The organism is Aminobacterium sp. UBA4987 (assembly GCF_002396985.1).
Lineage (GTDB): Bacteria > Synergistota > Synergistia > Synergistales > Aminobacteriaceae > Aminobacterium > Aminobacterium colombiense.
The window spans coordinates 1,907-18,511 of sequence record NZ_DGZF01000004.1 but is presented as its reverse complement, the minus strand read 5'-3'; the positions used below and the strand labels follow the sequence as shown (position 1 = coordinate 18,511).

General features: G+C 48.1%; 12 protein-coding genes. 5 read left to right on the top strand and 7 right to left on the bottom strand.

Features of this window, described 5'->3' with window-relative positions; genetic code table 11:
• From B2U56_RS01490 to B2U56_RS01480, 3 genes are read right to left on the bottom strand one after another with little or no spacing between them, the layout of a single operon-like run.
• Nucleotides 1–3,525 carry a UvrD-helicase domain-containing protein gene (locus B2U56_RS01490; protein WP_286951802.1) on the bottom strand — a complete coding sequence of 1,175 codons (3,525 nt, stop codon included), beginning with the start codon at nucleotides 3,523–3,525 and terminating at the stop codon, nucleotides 1–3.
• Complete coding sequence (locus B2U56_RS01485) at nucleotides 3,500–6,442, bottom strand: PD-(D/E)XK nuclease family protein (protein WP_286951800.1); 2,943 nt, start codon at nucleotides 6,440–6,442, stop codon at nucleotides 3,500–3,502. The genes B2U56_RS01490 and B2U56_RS01485 overlap by 26 nt, the downstream gene beginning before the upstream one ends.
• 41 nt (nucleotides 6,443–6,483) lie before the next feature.
• On the bottom strand, nucleotides 6,484–7,575 hold the full coding sequence (locus tag B2U56_RS01480; RefSeq protein ID WP_286951798.1) for a homoserine dehydrogenase: 1,092 nt from the start codon (nucleotides 7,573–7,575) through the stop codon (nucleotides 6,484–6,486).
• 163 nt (nucleotides 7,576–7,738) lie between these two features.
• Between B2U56_RS01480 and B2U56_RS01475 the strand changes: the two genes are divergently transcribed.
• The 4 genes from B2U56_RS01475 to B2U56_RS01460 are packed head-to-tail and all read left to right on the top strand — an operon-like array spanning nucleotide 7,739 to nucleotide 11,212.
• Nucleotides 7,739–8,362: an HAD family hydrolase gene (locus tag B2U56_RS01475; RefSeq protein WP_213700141.1), complete on the top strand. Its 624-nt coding sequence runs from the start codon at nucleotides 7,739–7,741 to the stop codon at nucleotides 8,360–8,362.
• A 12-nt stretch (nucleotides 8,363–8,374) separates the two neighbouring features.
• Complete coding sequence (locus tag B2U56_RS01470) at nucleotides 8,375–9,082, top strand: AzlC family ABC transporter permease (RefSeq protein WP_286951796.1); 708 nt, start codon at nucleotides 8,375–8,377, stop codon at nucleotides 9,080–9,082.
• The gene (locus tag B2U56_RS01465) at nucleotides 9,079–9,384 is read left to right on the top strand and encodes an AzlD domain-containing protein (protein ID WP_213700138.1); all 306 of its coding nucleotides are present in this window, start codon (nucleotides 9,079–9,081) and stop codon (nucleotides 9,382–9,384) included. Before B2U56_RS01470 ends, B2U56_RS01465 begins: the two co-directional genes overlap by 4 nt.
• Before the next feature lie 40 nt (nucleotides 9,385–9,424).
• The gene (locus B2U56_RS01460; RefSeq protein WP_286951793.1) at nucleotides 9,425–11,212 is read left to right on the top strand and encodes a thioredoxin domain-containing protein; all 1,788 of its coding nucleotides are present in this window, start codon (nucleotides 9,425–9,427) and stop codon (nucleotides 11,210–11,212) included.
• 25 nt (nucleotides 11,213–11,237) lie between these two features.
• Here the strand turns inward: B2U56_RS01460 and B2U56_RS01455 are convergent, their stop codons facing one another.
• Entirely contained in the window at nucleotides 11,238–11,843 is a 606-nt protein-coding gene (locus B2U56_RS01455; protein WP_286951790.1) for a DedA family protein, read from the bottom strand.
• A gap of 5 nt (nucleotides 11,844–11,848) precedes the next feature.
• On the bottom strand, nucleotides 11,849–13,222 hold the full coding sequence (locus B2U56_RS01450; protein ID WP_286951788.1) for an MATE family efflux transporter: 1,374 nt from the start codon (nucleotides 13,220–13,222) through the stop codon (nucleotides 11,849–11,851).
• A 122-nt stretch (nucleotides 13,223–13,344) separates the two neighbouring features.
• On the opposite strand from B2U56_RS01450, the gene B2U56_RS01445 reads away from it, so the two are divergent.
• On the top strand, nucleotides 13,345–14,016 hold the full coding sequence (locus tag B2U56_RS01445; protein ID WP_213700134.1) for a hypothetical protein: 672 nt from the start codon (nucleotides 13,345–13,347) through the stop codon (nucleotides 14,014–14,016).
• 63 nt (nucleotides 14,017–14,079) lie between these two features.
• Here B2U56_RS01445 and B2U56_RS01440 read toward each other — a convergent pair whose 3' ends face one another.
• Both B2U56_RS01440 and B2U56_RS01435 read right to left on the bottom strand, forming a co-directional pair.
• Nucleotides 14,080–15,723, bottom strand: coding sequence for a dipeptidase (locus B2U56_RS01440; protein ID WP_286951785.1), 1,644 nt, complete (start codon nucleotides 15,721–15,723; stop codon nucleotides 14,080–14,082).
• A 56-nt stretch (nucleotides 15,724–15,779) separates the two neighbouring features.
• The coding region (locus tag B2U56_RS01435) for a succinylglutamate desuccinylase (protein ID WP_286951783.1) at nucleotides 15,780–16,605 on the bottom strand (826 nt) is incomplete at its 5' end.

Here is a 16,605-nt window from a genome sequence, read left to right as displayed (position 1 = left end):
CTATTTATGGGGCCATGTGCATTCCCCTTTGAAAGGGCAAAAAGAACAGCGGCCTTTAACAGGTTTAAAGGGACCGGATAGGGCCTGTCGGGCCATTTTTCTGACCTCTCCTTCTATCTGATCCCAGTCCTCCCTTTCTAAAGAAGAAAGAAGTTCTTCTGTTCCTTCCCTCAGATGCCAGAAACCGAGAGAGATTAGCGGCACAGAAAGGGTTTTTTTCATGGCCAGGGCATAAAAGGCTAACTGGTCTCTGTAAAGGTTTTCTGGAACCTGGGAAATAGTGGTTATTTTAAAATCCCGAATAAACAGCATGTCATTTTCGTGCCACAGAAGATCAATGGCTCCAACCATGGTCGGGCCGTTGACTAAATCTGCTCGGAAGGGGACCTCCTTCTTGACGGTCAGGTTATTTTTAAGGATTCTGCCGACGATGGCCCCTTGCTGAAAAGAGAGGAGCCAGGAGTAGATATGTGAGGGTACTCGGGGGCGTTTCCACACGGCCCTGAGTTTCCCCGGCAGTGTTTCTGTGAAAGCACCCCAATTCTCCTCTTCAGGAAAGAAAGACTCAAGAGGTTTAGATGCAAAATCCCATTGGGAGAGCAGATAGTGGACCAGACTTCCCACATCTGCGCCGCCCTCTGAGGGATATTCTCCAGGCTGCTCCCAGACCAGTTCATGGCCCTGACGGTGTTTCATGCGGTAGGCGTATGGGCAGTATTGAAAAAGAGCAAAAGATGTGGCGCTGATTCTTGCCAGATACTGTTGTTTAGAAGAAGGGAGGGGAACACTGCTGTACTTATGAGAGCGTTCTCTCTCTTCTTTAGCCACACCTGCCTTAGCAGCCGGTTCGTCTATCAATGGAAGCAGTTCGGGATTCCAAGACAGCAGCATTTTCAGCCAAGAACGATCCCCCGGTGAATATCCGCCCCTTCTCCATGGAAGATGGCCGCACAAGATGAGGCTATCTTGAGCTCGTGTACATGCCACGTAAAAAAGACGCTGCCATTCCTCATATTCTTCCTGTTCTTCAAAAAGGCGTGAGAGGGACCAGGCCAGGGGAGCTTGCCCAGAGTTCCTTTCGCCAGGAATATGGCTGAGGGCAACGCCCATTTTGGGGGATGGCATAAGGCTTCCTTTCTCTCCTTCACTGCTAGTTCTTTCGAGACCGAGAACAGCCAGCACCGGGAATTCCAGTCCTTTGGAGCCATGGACGGTCATTACTCTGATGACGTTTTCTTTCTCGTTGGAAACATCGGGTTCCGCAAACTTCTCCTGTCTTTCCATGGCCTCCCTCAGATAAGAGGCGCAGCCGGGAAGGCTTGTGCCAATAGCTTCCTCAAACTCTCGGGCCATATCGATAGCTTTTCGCATGTTCGCTGCCACGCCGCGTCTTTTCCACGCCGGGAAAGCTCTAAGGAAGGAGTCGCTTTTCTCAAGAAAGGATGCCAGAACGGCAGACGGCCCGAGGAAATGGGCCATCAAACGCCAGTCATCTATTTGCCGCGCAAGATGAGGCCATTTTTCCTGAAAAGCCTGGAGGCGGTATCCTTTAGGTGCATCGAGGGCAAGATCCCTGACTTCTTCCAGAGAAAGAGAGGATAAGGGTGAAGAGAGAAAGCTCATAAGGTACAGTTCCTTTCCAGGGTCGTCAAGGAAGTTGAGAAGGGCTATGAGATCCTGTATTTCGCTTCTTGAAAAGTAGCTTGTACTTCCTTCAAAGTATATGGGAAGCTGAAATTCCTCAAAAAATATCTTTTCTAGAAGAGGGAACCAGCTTGTCCGGGAGGGCACAAGAATGGCCATGTCCTTCCACTGCACTGGACGGAGACATTCTTTCTGTTTATCCCAGACTGTTCGCTTTTCTTCGTAATATTGAGAGAAAAGAAGGGCGATCCGCCTAATCTGGCGAAGCCGTGCTTCACGTATCTTTTCGCCTTCCTTGCCTCCTTCGAGATAGGTGAGGAAGGGATCTACGGTACATTGCTGACGGAGCTCATGGGTAGAAAGATAGTGAGGGACTTCCAGGGGCTCGAAGGGAAGGGGCAATTCCTGCCCTAGACCATCTTTCCAGACTGAAGAAAAAAGATCGTTTACCTCCTGAACAAGAATTTCTTTGCTTCTGAAGCTTGTGTCGAGGAGGATATAGTCTCCAGGTCCGTATTTAGCTTTTTTGATGTATGAACCGAAGAGAGAGAGGTCTGCATGGCGAAATCGATAGATTGATTGTTTCAGGTCCCCTACAATGAAAAGGCGCTGGCTATGGCTTCGTACTGCCTGGATAAGACGGTCCTGGAGAGGGTTGGTGTCCTGAAACTCATCCACAAGGATCTCTTTAAAACGCTCTGCGTATGAAGGACTGTGTTCAAGGGCTTCCATGGCATAGCGAATCATGTCGTCGAAAGAGAGACGGTTCTTTCTTCGTCGGAATTCATCCCATAATTGCCAGAGAATGGCGGAAAAACTAAGAAGACAGCTTCGATATGCCTGTTCCTTTTCATCAAATCCCTGAGTGAAGACAGTTATCCAAGGTTCTTCTTTTATGAGGCGGTTGCGATATTGGGAAACAGGTTCTTTCAGATGAAAGGCTATTTCGTTAGCAAGTTTTCCACTGGCACCCTTTAACCCCTCTATAAGGCTTTGGATAAAGTGCGGCAGATTCTCTTTAGAAGGCTGCTGCTGCCATCGGGTTATGAGATTTCTGACATTGCCGCATAGTTTACCAGTCCCTCCCAGCTCGTTCAGGTTGTAAAATATGCCCAATTCAGGTTGAAGAAAGCGATGCCATTCATCTTCCCATCGCCTAAAGAGCGTTAATTTGGCTGTGTCAACAGCGTCCTGATCTCTGGAAAAAAGGTCTGAGCCCCACAACCACAGGTCTTCTGGAGTCTCCCCCTGGCTGGCAAAAAGAGCGAGGGAGCTCTTAGCCAGATCCACTGTTGCATTTGGTCCGAAAGTATTGACACTATCCATAAAGAGAGGATCAGAGAAAAGCTTAGCGGTCCGTTGGGCCCATGGGGGGGAGGAGCTTTTGGCAAACCAGTCTCCATCCCATCGGTCAAGGGCCTCTTCCGTTTCTTTCCAGAAGAGACTTTCCTGGGGAGGAGCAACGGTTCCCGATTCCGGATCCAGCTCCGTTGCCAGGCCGCACTCCTTCAAAACCCTCATAGAAAAGGAGTGGATGGTAGAAATATACCCCTCATCGATACGATCTGCCGCCTTTTGAAAAAAAACCTTTTGGGACGGTAGTTCCATGGCAAGTTGTAAGAGCAGATTTTTTATTCGTTCCGCCATTTCCAGAGCTGCTTTTTCTGTAAAAGTGAGAGTAAGGATTTCGTTTGTGTCGGCCCTTCCTGTGACGAGGATCCATATAAAACGCCAGGCGAGGGTCCAGGTTTTTCCCGTTCCGGCTCCCGCACTCACTGCTACAAGAGGCGCGTCAGCAGTAATGGCCTTGAATTGGCCTGGCTGAGTTCTTTCTTTTAGAAGCTGCGTAAAAGCACTATTCATTTTCGTCATTTCCATCATTTTCACCTCGGCCCCCAAGTTCGCTTTTTCTGCACATAAGATTAAGAGAACAGTAGCGACAGGTTTCCGAACCATAGGAGGGTGGGAAAACGCCGGTCTTCAGACTTGCAGCCATGCGTTCAAGAGCCCCTTGCGCTTCAAGGAAGAGCGTTTCCAGGGCATTGTTGCTTCGGCCATTTTTCCCCCCGGTTATATTCTGGAGGTCTTCCCCTTCAATGGCTCCTGCCACAGAAGTATCGCCATGACAAAGGTATAAGCCCCCTGATATGCCGGTTACCGGAAGGTGCGTTTTCTTCCCTTTCCCTTCCAGCAGGGCCAGGGCATAGGCCGCCAGCTGTAAGCTTTTGTTCCGTCCGTTACTTTTTCCCAGCTTGTAGTCAAAAATAAGAATTCTTCCGTCATGAAGGTATTCAATGCGGTCGGCCTTTCCAGTGAAAGAAACCCCGTCCACTATTAGAATAGGCAGATCCAATTCCCTGAACTGTTTAAGCCGGAGCCCTGCCAGGCCGTTGTTTTCCATGGATTGCTGAAGATCAGCCAGCCCTGTCACTTGTTGTAAAAGTAACTCCTTATGTCTGGCAAGTTGGGGAACTCTCAGCAATTCAGGGTAACTTTCCTCCAGGGTTTCTTCCCAATACTGTCGGGCCAATAAAGAAAGAGGGCGAGACGTCTGCTCATAGGCTTGCCACACCCTTTCCCAGAGAAGGTGAAGGGTGCTGCCGCATTTTCGTACATCCAGTCCAGGTTCGGCTGGCTCTTCTATTTTAAGCACGTTCAAGTTGACGAAGCGGAAGGGGCAACTTTCATAATCGTCCAGAGCGCTCAAATGTCCTTTCAATGGTTCAGGGGCATCACCTCTGAACGTAGGCAGTTCTCGTAATATCCCTCCATAGGGCGAAGCGTCTTCCCCTATCTCCACATGTTGCACCATGGTTTCTTCGTTTTGAGGAAGGAGATGACTGAGTGACCTCTCCAGAGGAGCCATGTCGTCAGGGAAGGATATCCAGTTCTCAGAAACCCCTTTTCCTAAGAATGGAGAGGGTGGAAGGGGTTTTCCTAGGGCATCTGTTGAAGGAGAGGAGAGAATAAGCAGATCTTCTCCACAGGCAACGAGACGTCTGAACAGAGCTTCCCTCTGATCTCTTTTTTCTTTTAAAAGGGGGAGGTGCCCTCGTTCCGTACCTGTTAAGTCATGCAGCGCCAATTTATGCCTGTCGGGAAGAAGGGAGGATTCGCTCATTTTCCCCGGCCAGATGGAAGCAGTGATGTTTGGCATGATCCAGAGAGAGTTTTTTTCAAGAACTGGAGGAGTTCCTATAAACAGAGAAAGGGCCCCTTTTATCGCCGGTGGAAGCCATATAGTAGCCATAGATGTCCAGTGATGAAGAAAGGAGATGGCTTCAGAACCGGAGAACCGAACCTGCCCCGCAGGTCCAATACGGTCTTGAAGCTCTCCAAGACTTTCAACCTTATGTTCTGTCTCTCGCAATGCTGCCTGAAGACGGCGGATAGATTCGTCAAACTCTGGGTGGTCCATAGCCCAGAGAGAAAGCTCTTTTCCCCACGAGGGATTTTCTGCAGCCAGGGAATAAAGAGCAGATAGTATTTCCACGGGAGTGCCGCCTTTTTTTATGGTCTTTGCAAAAAGGCACATCTTTTTAAAAGAGTCTAACCCTCGTTCAGGAGCTGCGTGCTCCAAGAAACCGATCCACTCTTTCTCATTAAGAGTGAAGATATCAGCGGGTGGTGAAGTTGCTATCTCCCTTCCTGCCAGACAGGGTTCGCGAAGGATATCCCAGGTTTCTCCGAGAGGCCATCCATGTTCACCGGCATTCCAGATCCGACGGGCTATATCCCAGAGTGCAGTTTGTCCCACCGTGAGGCCCTCATTTATTGAATAAGGGATGCGATATCGCTGCAGTACCTCTTCCGCGAGAGGTAAAAGAGGAGCGTCAAAAACCATGCCAATATTTTGCCACGGAGTTTCGGCAGGTAGAATATCCTGGCCTGACAGATAGCCCTTCTCGTTTTTCCAGAGGACCAGTTCCCGAGCCAGAGTCTCCATTTCCATTCGAGGTGAGCCAGCTACTATGCGGAGTGCCTTGAAGGGGCCCGAAGATCGGGTTCCCTCCACTAGAGCTGATGGGAATTGGTCCACTGTAGTGTAAAAGTCATCGATACCGGTGTTGGGAGAATATAAAGAGATAGACACCCCTATTGAAGACATATAAGAAAGAAGGGCCATTTGGCTTGAACTGAAACTGAGAAAGCCGACAAATATGAAGCGGCGGCTCCTTATCCACTGAAGGAGGGATGGCTCTCCTTTCTGAAGAAGCTCAAGGGCTATGAGGGTGACTTGGGCACTGTCCATAAGATGCCAGGTTTCCAGATATTCAACGTAAAGATGAAACAGCCGGCATAAAATGCCTTCTGGGGCGGTAGTTTTCGTACAATTATTTTTTTGGCAAGCGTCGCAGCCGAGGGACCTCCCCAGAATTTCAGGAGAGATAGCCTCTCGAAGCAATTCGCGGAAATGATCCCCTAGGGTAGAAATAAATCCGGGCTGACGAATTCCGGGAGGCAGCTGCTCTTTCTCAGGGTGTCCATCCAGGAAGTCATGTAAAATATAGCGAACGATTAGCCAGTGGTCGGGTGGGTCGATCTGGCGTCGAAAACGCAACTCCTCGCAACTGGCCGCGAGAAGTATTTCAAGGTGGCGGGTCAGATCTTCCCATCTCCAGATAATAGGAGAACTGTCCCCTGCCGTACTTTTCGGAAGAAGAATGTCTTGCAATATTTTTCTGTCTCTACTTGTGGGGACGAAGAACGTACAAAGTTCCCTTTGAGCATCAGTATATAATTCCCTTTCAAGTTCTGAGATTCTCTGATACAGAACAATACGGGGCAAACTTACCATAGATGACCCTCCCAGAATAATTCGCTAAGACCGTTCTTATTCTACAGTAAAGAGTTAATGCTGTCTGTTTGCACACCGGTTTCCATGGTGGACGATAGAGTCATAAGATCACTCAATACGCCATAGGCAGTATCATAAAGAGTGGGATTTTGCTGGGTTAATACTATGGGTCCCATGAGATCCGTTTCGATGGTGATTACAGATCCGCTTCCCATTACCAGGTTAAAATGGTGTCTCGAAGGAATCTCTTCTAATTTGACACTTGCTCTCACATCCTTCCCCGCGAGCCAGGCCTTGCAGATGAGTTTTAGCCTTTTTCCTGAATTCAGAGTCTTTTCAACATCCTCAGTGCTCAGACCGGCAATGCCTTTTCTGTCTACGTGGAAGGGGGATATGGATGCTCCCATGAGGGCGTTGGCAAGAATCGAGATCTTTGCTGACGAATCCCATCCTTCCAGATCGTAATTTGGATCAGCTTCCGCTATGCCTATCCTCTGAGCTTCTTTTACGGCATCATCCATGCATTGTCCCTCTTCCATCCTGGAAAGAACAAAATTAGTAGTAGAATTAAGAATCCCTTCAATTCCTTTGACAGTGCACCCTTTCAGGCAGCAACGTGCCATGTTAAAGACTGGAGCTCCATCCATAACAGTAGTTTCGTAAAGGAGTGAAGTTTCCATTTTTTCCGCAAGACCCTTGAGTTCGCTGTAGGCAAAGGCCACAGGTCCCTTGTTGGCCGTTATAGCATGGCGCCCTCTTTCCAGCGCTGATCGAATATGGCTTATTGCCGGTTCCCCCCGGTTTTCGATTGAGAGGTTGGAAAGCTCGATGAGAACGTCATAGTCAAGGGAGCGTGCGGCTTCTAGTGCGGAAATGTCTCTTCTGTCAGGGTTCGACGAGGAAAATGTTTTCATCTCTTCAACTTCGTCGAGGGCTTTTCGGAGGTCCACTCCTTCTTTTTCATTGACCAGGTTGCCTTTCGACCTCCCAATAATGGCGATGGTCTTGAGGTCAAGGGAGGCAAGACCTGGAAAATTATCCCTTTCTCTGGTGAGGATTCTGGCAATTTGCTGGCCCACATGGCCAAATCCTATAAAAAGTGCTCTTAATGGTTTTATTTTTTTGTATGACATTAGAAGTCCCCCCTTATAGAAAACTTAAGCCTATAATAGTAAACAAAGTCTGAGAGATAAAGAAAATTTTTGATTTTTCCCTTAGGTTAGGGTAGTATGCTCTGAAATCAAAAAGATTTCTTATGTTATGTAAAAGAATTCTTTAAAGTAAGGTGGAATGAACGTGGTAAAAGCTGTTATTTTTGACTTCGATATGACCCTGGCAGACAGCAGCTATGCCATTACCAATAGCACGAATCGTCTTGCAAGGGAACATGGGTTGCGTAATGTTACGAGAGAAGAAGTCTTGAAGACCATAGGGATGCCCATTCGAGATTCATGGTTACACCTCTGGGGTGAGTTTAAAGAGGAATGGCTTACAGAGTACCGAAGTTTTTTTGTTGAGCAGGAATATGCTGGAATTCGGGTCTTCCCTGGCACGTTCCCTCTTTTAGAATCCCTGCGTGATAAAGGAATCCGCCTCGCAGTGGCATCGAATCGTCAGAATGCCCGTCCGGTAGTAGAGTCTCAGAAGCTGGATGCTTTTTTTGAGCATATTATAGGCATTCAGGATGTGGAACATCCAAAGCCTGCTCCGGACATCTTGAACAAGAGCATGGAACTTCTAGGCGCAGGAGCCGAAGAAGTGTTCTATGTAGGGGATACTGACCTCGACATGATGACATCAGTGGCCGCAGGAGTACGGGGTATAGGTTTGACAACGGGTAATTTCTCAGCTCGTGAACTTGAAATCTCAGGGGCATGGCGCACCTTCGACAAAATAGAGGACATCCTCTCTCTTTTTTAGAGGCTCCTTGAGATGAACAAACTACAAGAAAAAGGCCTTTATGATGGGCTTAAGGCAGGATTCCCTATCGTGATAGGATACTTTCCTATCGGCATGGCCTTTGGGCTTTTAGCCCGTAATGTAGGGGTGCCTTTTGGGGAGAACTGCCTCTTTTCCATCCTCGTGTTTGCTGGAGCGAGCCAGTTTATGGCTCTTGATCTACTGAGGGCAGGCATAGCCACAGGAGACATTGTTTTAGCCACATTTCTTTTGAATCTGCGTCATATGGTGATGAGCGCCTCCCTGGCTGCCCGTCTCAATAATATAAATAAGAAATGGCTGCCCATTATAGCCTTTGGCATTACAGATGAAACATTTTCGGTAGCGTCTTTGCAAGAGGGCAAGCTTACCTCTGCATTTTTGCTGGCGTTAAATGGAATTTCCCACGGAGCGTGGATAGGGGGAACAGCGACAGGCTATGTGGTGGGAACAATTTTGCCCGAAACAGTCCAAATCAGCCTTGGAGTTGGTCTCTATGCCATGTTCACAGCCATACTTACGCCAGAAATCAAAAAGTCAATGGCAGCCCTTACTCTCGCTGCCCTATCTGGTTTCACTTATATTGCCCTTGACGCTTTGAAGTTTTTTCCAGATGGCTGGAAACTTATTACAGCCATCATCATAAGCTCCACTGCAGGGCCTTTCCTTTTAAAAGACTCCTGTGAAGGAGATAAGATATGAAAAGTTCTTTGCCTCTTATTGCCGGGATGCTTTTGGTGACCTATATTCCCAGGCTGTGCCCCTTTTTGGCCCTTTCTGAAAAGAGGGTATCCCCTTTTATGAGAAAAATTCTCTTCGCTATTCCCTACACGGCCCTCGGTGTCCTTATTGTGAGGGGAATAGTAGAATCATCTTCTGAAATGATGATGCCTACGTTAGCGGGCATTGGTACGGCAGCCCTTTTTTCGTGGTTTCGAGGAGGATTGATTCTGTCAGTCCTTGCGGCTATTTTTGCCGCATACGTGACGTTGAGCTTATTTTGACAGTAGTCTTGTCGTTTGTTGAACCAATAGAGGTGTTGTGATGAAAAATAAGGAGAACAGATTAATTACTGAAAAAAGCCCATACCTTCTCCAACATGCCCATAATCCTGTAGATTGGCATCCCTGGGGTAAAGAGGCTTTTGCAAAGGCACTGGAAGAAAATAAGCCTATTTTCCTCAGCATAGGATATTCCACCTGCCATTGGTGTCACGTGATGGAAAAAGAGTGCTTCAGCGATGAAGAAGTGGCTCAGCTTCTGAATGATGCCTGCGTTTCCATAAAGGTCGATAGGGAAGAACGCCCTGATATTGACCATGTCTGTATGGCAGTAAGCCTGATTATGAACGGGAGCGGCGGCTGGCCATTGAACCTTTTTCTCACACCCAATGGGAAACCTTTCTTTGCCGCAAGTTATATCCCTAAAGAAACTTCGGGCCGGATCCCCGGCCTTATGGACATGGTTCCCCGGGTCAAATGGCTCTGGCTGATGCAAAAAGAGGATGTGCTTACGTCTGCGGAAAGCATTATGAATGCCCTTGAAAAAGGGATGGCTAATCAAAAGGGGACATGCCCTGACAGAAACTCAGCAAAGAAGGCTTTTCAGGAATTGAGCCGAAACTTTGATCCTTTGTGGGGTGGTTTTTCGAAAGCTCCAAAGTTTCCAATGCCCCCCGTTCTTCTTTTCTTACTTGAATACGGCAAGATTTTTAAAGAGGAAAAGGCCATCAAAATGGTTGAGAAAACACTTGACTGTATGGCTGTGGGGGGCATACGGGATCATGTGGGAGGCGGATTTGCCCGATATTCTACAGATAGAGAGTGGAAGATCCCCCATTTCGAGAAAATGCTTTACGATCAGGCTCTTCTTCTCAAGGCCTATACAGCGGCCTGGGAAATGACAGGCAGGGATATATACAAGAAAATAGCCTTTGAAATAGCCGCTTATGTTCTGCGAGACCTGCGATCCCCGGAAGGAGTGTTCTTTGCAGCGGAGGATGCCGATAGTGAAGGAGTGGAAGGACGTTTTTATGTGTGGACAGAAGAGGAGATCCGCAGGCTGGTGCCTTCAGAGGACCGTCAGCTTTTTTTACAGGCCTATGACATTCATGGGGAAGGCAATGTCCTGGCTCTCTCGGCTTCACTTGAAGAACTTGCCGCCACATATAATATTGAGCTTCAAAAACTGGATCAAAGCCTACAAAAATCCCGAGCCCTGCTCTTTGAAGCGAGAAACAGGCGAGTACGGCCTCACTGTGACAGAAAGATTCTAACGGACTGGAACGCCTTGATGATTGAGGCCCTGGCCTTTGCTGGGCGGATCTTTGAAGAAAGACAATTCATAGAAGCAGCCCGAATTGCAGTTGATTTTCTCCTGGAAAAGGCTGTTTATCAAGAAAAAGAAGTCTACCACTCTGTGGCTGGCGGCAAAGGCCATATTCCGGGGTTGCTCAACGATTATTCCTTCTTCATCAGAGCTCTTTTAGAGCTGGAAGAAGCAACAGGGGAGGAGGGCTATGGTGAGAAAGGGATGAGGCTTCTTCGTTCCATGAATGATATTTTTTACGACCCGAAACGGGGCGGATATTTTATGAACTCGGGCTTAGATGAGCTTCTTTTCTTCAGACCGTGGAGTGGGGAAGATGGCGTTATGGTTTCCGGAAATTCCGTTGCCATGATGAATCTGTTGCGCTTCAATAAGAGAACGGGCAATAAAGAATATTATGAAATGGCTCGTGGTATAGGCGAAGCTTTTGCTCAAAGCGTTCAACAGGTTCCTGCGATGTATACTCATCTTCTTATGGCAACTCTTGCATTAAGTGACGAGTAGTCCCTGTACTGGGGTGTATTCTTGCCTACCGGGATTTTTTCTGCTTCACACGGAAGACATAAAGCCCTCCCAATAGAAGGCAGAGAACAATAGCCAGAATAGTGACATTATGAAGATATTGGGAGACTAGCTCTTTATTATTCCCAACCCAATATCCTACAAAGGCGAGAACAGCAACCCAAAGGCCAGAGCCAATGGCTGTGAAAAGGCAAAAAGGAAAAAGGGGCATACGAGAAAGACCTGCGGGGAGGGATATATACTGTCGTATCCCCGGCAGCAGGCGGCCGATAAGAGTGCTGATGTGGCCATGTTGGGCAAAAAAAACATCAGCCTTATCCAGGGTTGATTCGCTGATAAAGAAATATCGTCCATACTTCTGAAAGAATGGCCGTCCAAATCGGAGGGAAATCCAGTAATTAAAGAGCGCCCCGAGAATGCTTCCCAGAATTCCCATAAAAATTACAAGAAAAAGGTTCATTTCCCCTAGAAAGGCTAAATACCCGGCAGGGGGGATTACGACTTCACTGGGGAAGGGAAAAAAGGAAGACTCAAGGAACATGAGGCAAACTATGCCTAAGTATCCGAGTTTGCCAATTGTTATTACAAGCCATGTTACTGCAGCTTCAAGCATGGAATCTATTCTCCTTTATTCAGCTGTGCCTTTTCTGCGCAGAGAGTTGAAAGCCTTTTTATATCCTTTCTGTAAAGAACCAGCGTTATTATAGCGGCTAGTATGTCAGAAATGGGAAAAGCTGTCCATATCCCAAGCAATCCGTAAAAATACGGAAGGAAAAGAACGAGGGGGATAAGGATCAATACTTGCCGAAGCAAGGATAAAAAGAGGGCAGGAACAGTTTTGCCAATGGCCTGGTACAAACCCGAAGCCATGACCTGAAACCCTATAAGGGGAAAGCCGACGGCCATATATCTGGAAGCGCTGATTCCAAGAGGCATAACCTCTCTATTGTTAGTGAATAGAGAGATCAGTATCTGGGGAGCAAAAAAGAGAAGGGATCCCGATAGGGTACAGATGACTGAAGAGATAGCAATAGAAAGCTTCATGGCTGTAGTAACCCTGCAAAAGAGTCTTGCACCGTAGTTGTACCCTACTATGGGAAGAAGCCCTTGGACAAGGCCGAAAACAGGCATGACAGCAAACTGGGTTATTCGAAGGAGTATCCCCATGGCAGCTATGGCAGCATCGCCACCCCAGAAGGCAAGCTGGCGGTTGATGACCACCAGTGAAATACTTGCGGCTCCCTGTCTGAGGAATGCGGACAGGCCTATTGCTGTCACTTCGTATAGAATCTTATAGTTAGGCCGCATGTTTTTGAACAGGAAGGGAACTTCGCTTTTCCCTCTAATGTAATACCAGCCTAGCCATAGGGCAGAAGATGTCTGAGCGATGACAGTAGCAATAGCGGCTCCTTGAATGCCCATTCCAAACCCGAAGATGAATATGGGATCAAGAACAATGTTAACCCCTGCGGAAATGAGCATGGTTATCATGGCGAAGGAAGCTTTACCTTCAGCGCGAACAGCATTGTTGCAGGCTATGGAAAAGGCAAAAAAGACAGATCCCAGAAACAATATTTTCATATAAGCGGCTGCAAAGGGCAGAATGGCATCTGTAGCTCCGAAAATCCGAAGGACCGGTTCCAGAAAATAAAGTCCAAGAGTTGCCACTATAGCACTAAAAACTAGTGTTGCGCCCATAAGATTCCCTAAAGTTTTTTCTGCTTTGTCCCTATTTTTTTCACCGAGACTTCGTGAGATAATAGAGGCACTGCCAACTCCAATAACTTGAGCTGTTGCCATAATGATCATTTGAATGGGGAAAGCGATGGATATTCCGGCAACGGCCAGCATCCCAACGCCCCGCCCAACGAAGATCGCATCCACGACATTATAAAGAGCCTGGGCGATCATTCCTGCCATGGCGGGGAAAGATAGCTTCGGAATCAGTCGAATAACAGATTCTTTCTCAAGAAAAGATGATTCGTAAGCCATCTAGGTCCTCCTATTTCAAAAGATTTTTTTAAGTATAGCAGACCAGTAATTCAGCGCTTGTGGAGACAAGGCTAGTGCGTTATATTATACAAATTGTTTCTCGGGAAGGGGGTATGTGAACGATGAAGAACCTTCCATACTGGAACGTTAATCTTGATTTGGATATCGCGTCGTGGCTGCCAATGGGGATGGATTATCGGCCCGTATCGGTGAACCATCTTTATAGCGGTGAACTTGTTGCTCTGGCATCTCTTTCCTTGTCCCTTGGAAGTGAACTTTTTTGCCTCTCCAGCCCACGCATTGGCTTTGCCGGGCCATTCCTTCGGGATTGTATGATCATTCCAGGGCGGGGAAAAGGATTGTCTTTAGGATTTACGGCAGTGTTCGGTTATTCTCAATCCATGGAGGATCTTGTAGCCCGTCAAACAGAAGGAGATTTTGCCATTCGGGCAGGGGTGTCTCTTTGCAATTTCAGGAACAGGTCCATGCTTTTAGGCAGCTTTAAAGCGATTGTTCTTGCCAGTTCCACTCCTTTTTTCGATGACGAGGAGTTTTTGGCAAAATTGATTGCGGCCATGATGAAAGAAAAAGGCAATCTGAGTTTCAGCTATTTTGCCGAACAGTTTGGGTATTTGCGCTTCGCTATTCCCTACGAAACCGATGATCCATTGGATCTTGAGATCAGCCGCCTTCTCTATGAAATGGAATTCGACGAAACCAGAGAGGCTGTAGGTCCTTCTCCTGAAGAACCTTTCCCTACCCCCTTGGGGGTAATAGTGAAATTAGCGAAATAATATTTGGGGAATCAAAAAGGGACTGCTGAACATTCCTGCAGCCCCTTTTTGATCTGTAGAAACCTATTTCTTGGGTTCGGATTCCTCTATTCCGAAACCAACAGCCTTAAGCCACTCTGTAGGGTATCCTACAGAATCCTGCTTCCCGTCGGGGTAGGTAATATATCCGTCAGAATATTTGCCGACGAGCTTCCAGCTCAATTTCCACCAGCCGTCAACCACCTTGTTGATGCTGTCGTTCGTGTATTTCGTGAGGTAGGCCTTGGCCTTTTCAGGACTCTCTTTGTAGAGGGCTGCAGCTTCTTCATCTACAACTGTCTGGTACATGAAGAACTCGTCTTCGTAAGCCTTCTGGGCTTCTTTAATATCCTTGATCATATAGCTGAACTTGAGATCAGCCCAATTGGAAACAAAGTTGAATGCCCACCATGCGGAGTTCCTATCGAATTCTGCCCGTTTCCCCTCAGTAATGCTCTTTGGTAGGGATGTTACGCCAGCGTAAATAGGCATGTACACTGTGGAATGAGGAGCGTCTTCTCCGAACCACAATATGCCGCCAATAGCATCGGGCAGCCAGTCCCGTGCTTGAGCTACGAAGCTGTAGGAGCAGCGGAACATGGATATAGCCCGGGTCCAGTCAACGTTCTGTTTGTCTTCTGGTCGTACACTACTAGGAGTTGGGTAGCGGTTGGGGTTTCCGAAGGGGCCGGCTGCTATTCCCTGGGTGAGATCAAAGCGAGTCCCCTCGAGGTAATCCCGCTTCACAGCCATAAGGTCCCTTACAGAAATCTTCTTGTCAGGTTTTATCATTAGAGGATACATTTCAGCCGCATCTTCTTCGATCTTGAGGGAGGGGGCAAGAAGGCTGATGACTCTCCACTCGCGGCGCTGCTGGTAATAAGGAGTCCCATAGGGGACAGGATTGTATATTTTGTGGAAAACAAATTTTTCGCCCTCTTTCCACCAGCCCATTTCTTTCGCGAAATCTTTTACACTGGAAGAATATATGAAGTTTTCTTTATCATCCCAGTGGATTTCGCCAATTCGGGAACGGTTTGCTGTTACGGTGAAACAATCATCGGGCACGCGCTGGGCAACCCATATGGCGCCGGGCTTGCCGCTTTCAGGGGTCCAAAGGGGACCGGGGCCGCAAATATCGAACATCCAGGCTTCATTTTTGTCGATAACGGTCAAAGTCTCGCCGCCATCGCCATAGCCGTACTTTTCAGCAAGATCGCCCATAACCTGGATCGCTTCCCGGGCTGTTTTGGCGCGCTGAAGTGCGAAGACCTCAAGCTGCTCGATCATCATCCAGCCAGCGTCACAGAAGTTCTCATCCCGTCCGCTCCAGGTATCTTCGCCTATGATGAGCTGATGTTCATTCATGAAGGGATACCCTACGTGGAAATAGGTGTACGTTTCTTCGAGCTGAGGAATTTCTCCAACCTCGACCAGGGGTTTGTCTGGTCGGGTTCCATGGCATATTTCTTTATAGACAGGAGTCATTTCTCCTGCTTTATGAGTTTCGCCGGGGATGACCCTGACACGGTTATCATACCAGCCGTCGCACGTATGAGTTACCATGACAGATCCGTCAACAGATGCTTTTTTCCCCACCATAATGGTGGTGCATGCAGACGCCAGTGTACTGGTGAGGAAAATAGCAAGGGCCACAGTTGTTACTATCCTGAGCATCCTGGAATTCATACTCTTTCCCTCCTTGTTTAGTAGTGGTGCCATTCCGAAAACCAATTATCTTTTCACTAATCGTAGAAGACCTTCTCAGGCGGAGCTTGCTTTGGATCATGGAAATATGTCCCCAATGTGTTCTCTATAACCTCCGTATAGCCCGGCACCCCTGAGATAATGACAGCGCGGTCAGGAGCTTCCAGTGAATAGAATTCAAGCATCTTCTGGAAGGTCGAGGAATGACGCCCCACCCGCACATCGATGGGCCAGCCCCGCTCGTCGATGGGAGCATAGAGCAACTTGTGCTCTCCGGCCTTCATCACAAACTCGTCCCGGCCAGTCATGAGCAGATATTCATCTGTAATGCCCCGGATACGGTCTATCATGGGTTCCGCCACCTCAACCAGCAGAGACATGGCGTCCGTATGGTCACCGATCTCCCGGTGGGAAAGGCCGTGAAGGGCCTGAGGCGAGAACTCCATGCTCAGGGGCACTTCGAAGAGTTCCGCCGTGAGCACCATGGAGGTCATGGCCGCAACAGATTGCCCCTTCTCATGGGTTACGATGGTGTTTTCCACTGGATACTCGAGCTCCGCTTCATGAAGGTCTACGGCCATATCCACCTTCTCCCGGCGTATAAGCTGTGTCATTGCCCATGTCGTGCGCTCGGTGATAGCTCCATTGGGCCGTCCAGGCCACGTCCGGTTCAAATTCCGTATATCCATATAGGCCAGCATCTGGCGGCTTGGGTAGTGGAGGTAGACCTCAGGGTCAGGCCACGAGTCCAGGGGGTTGGTACACCGGTCTCCCATACGGAAACGCTTTATTCCCCATGGGGTCTTTACATGGTAAAAGTCAGGATAGGCTTCGCCCATACGAGTGCAGGTGGAAGCGCTCCGG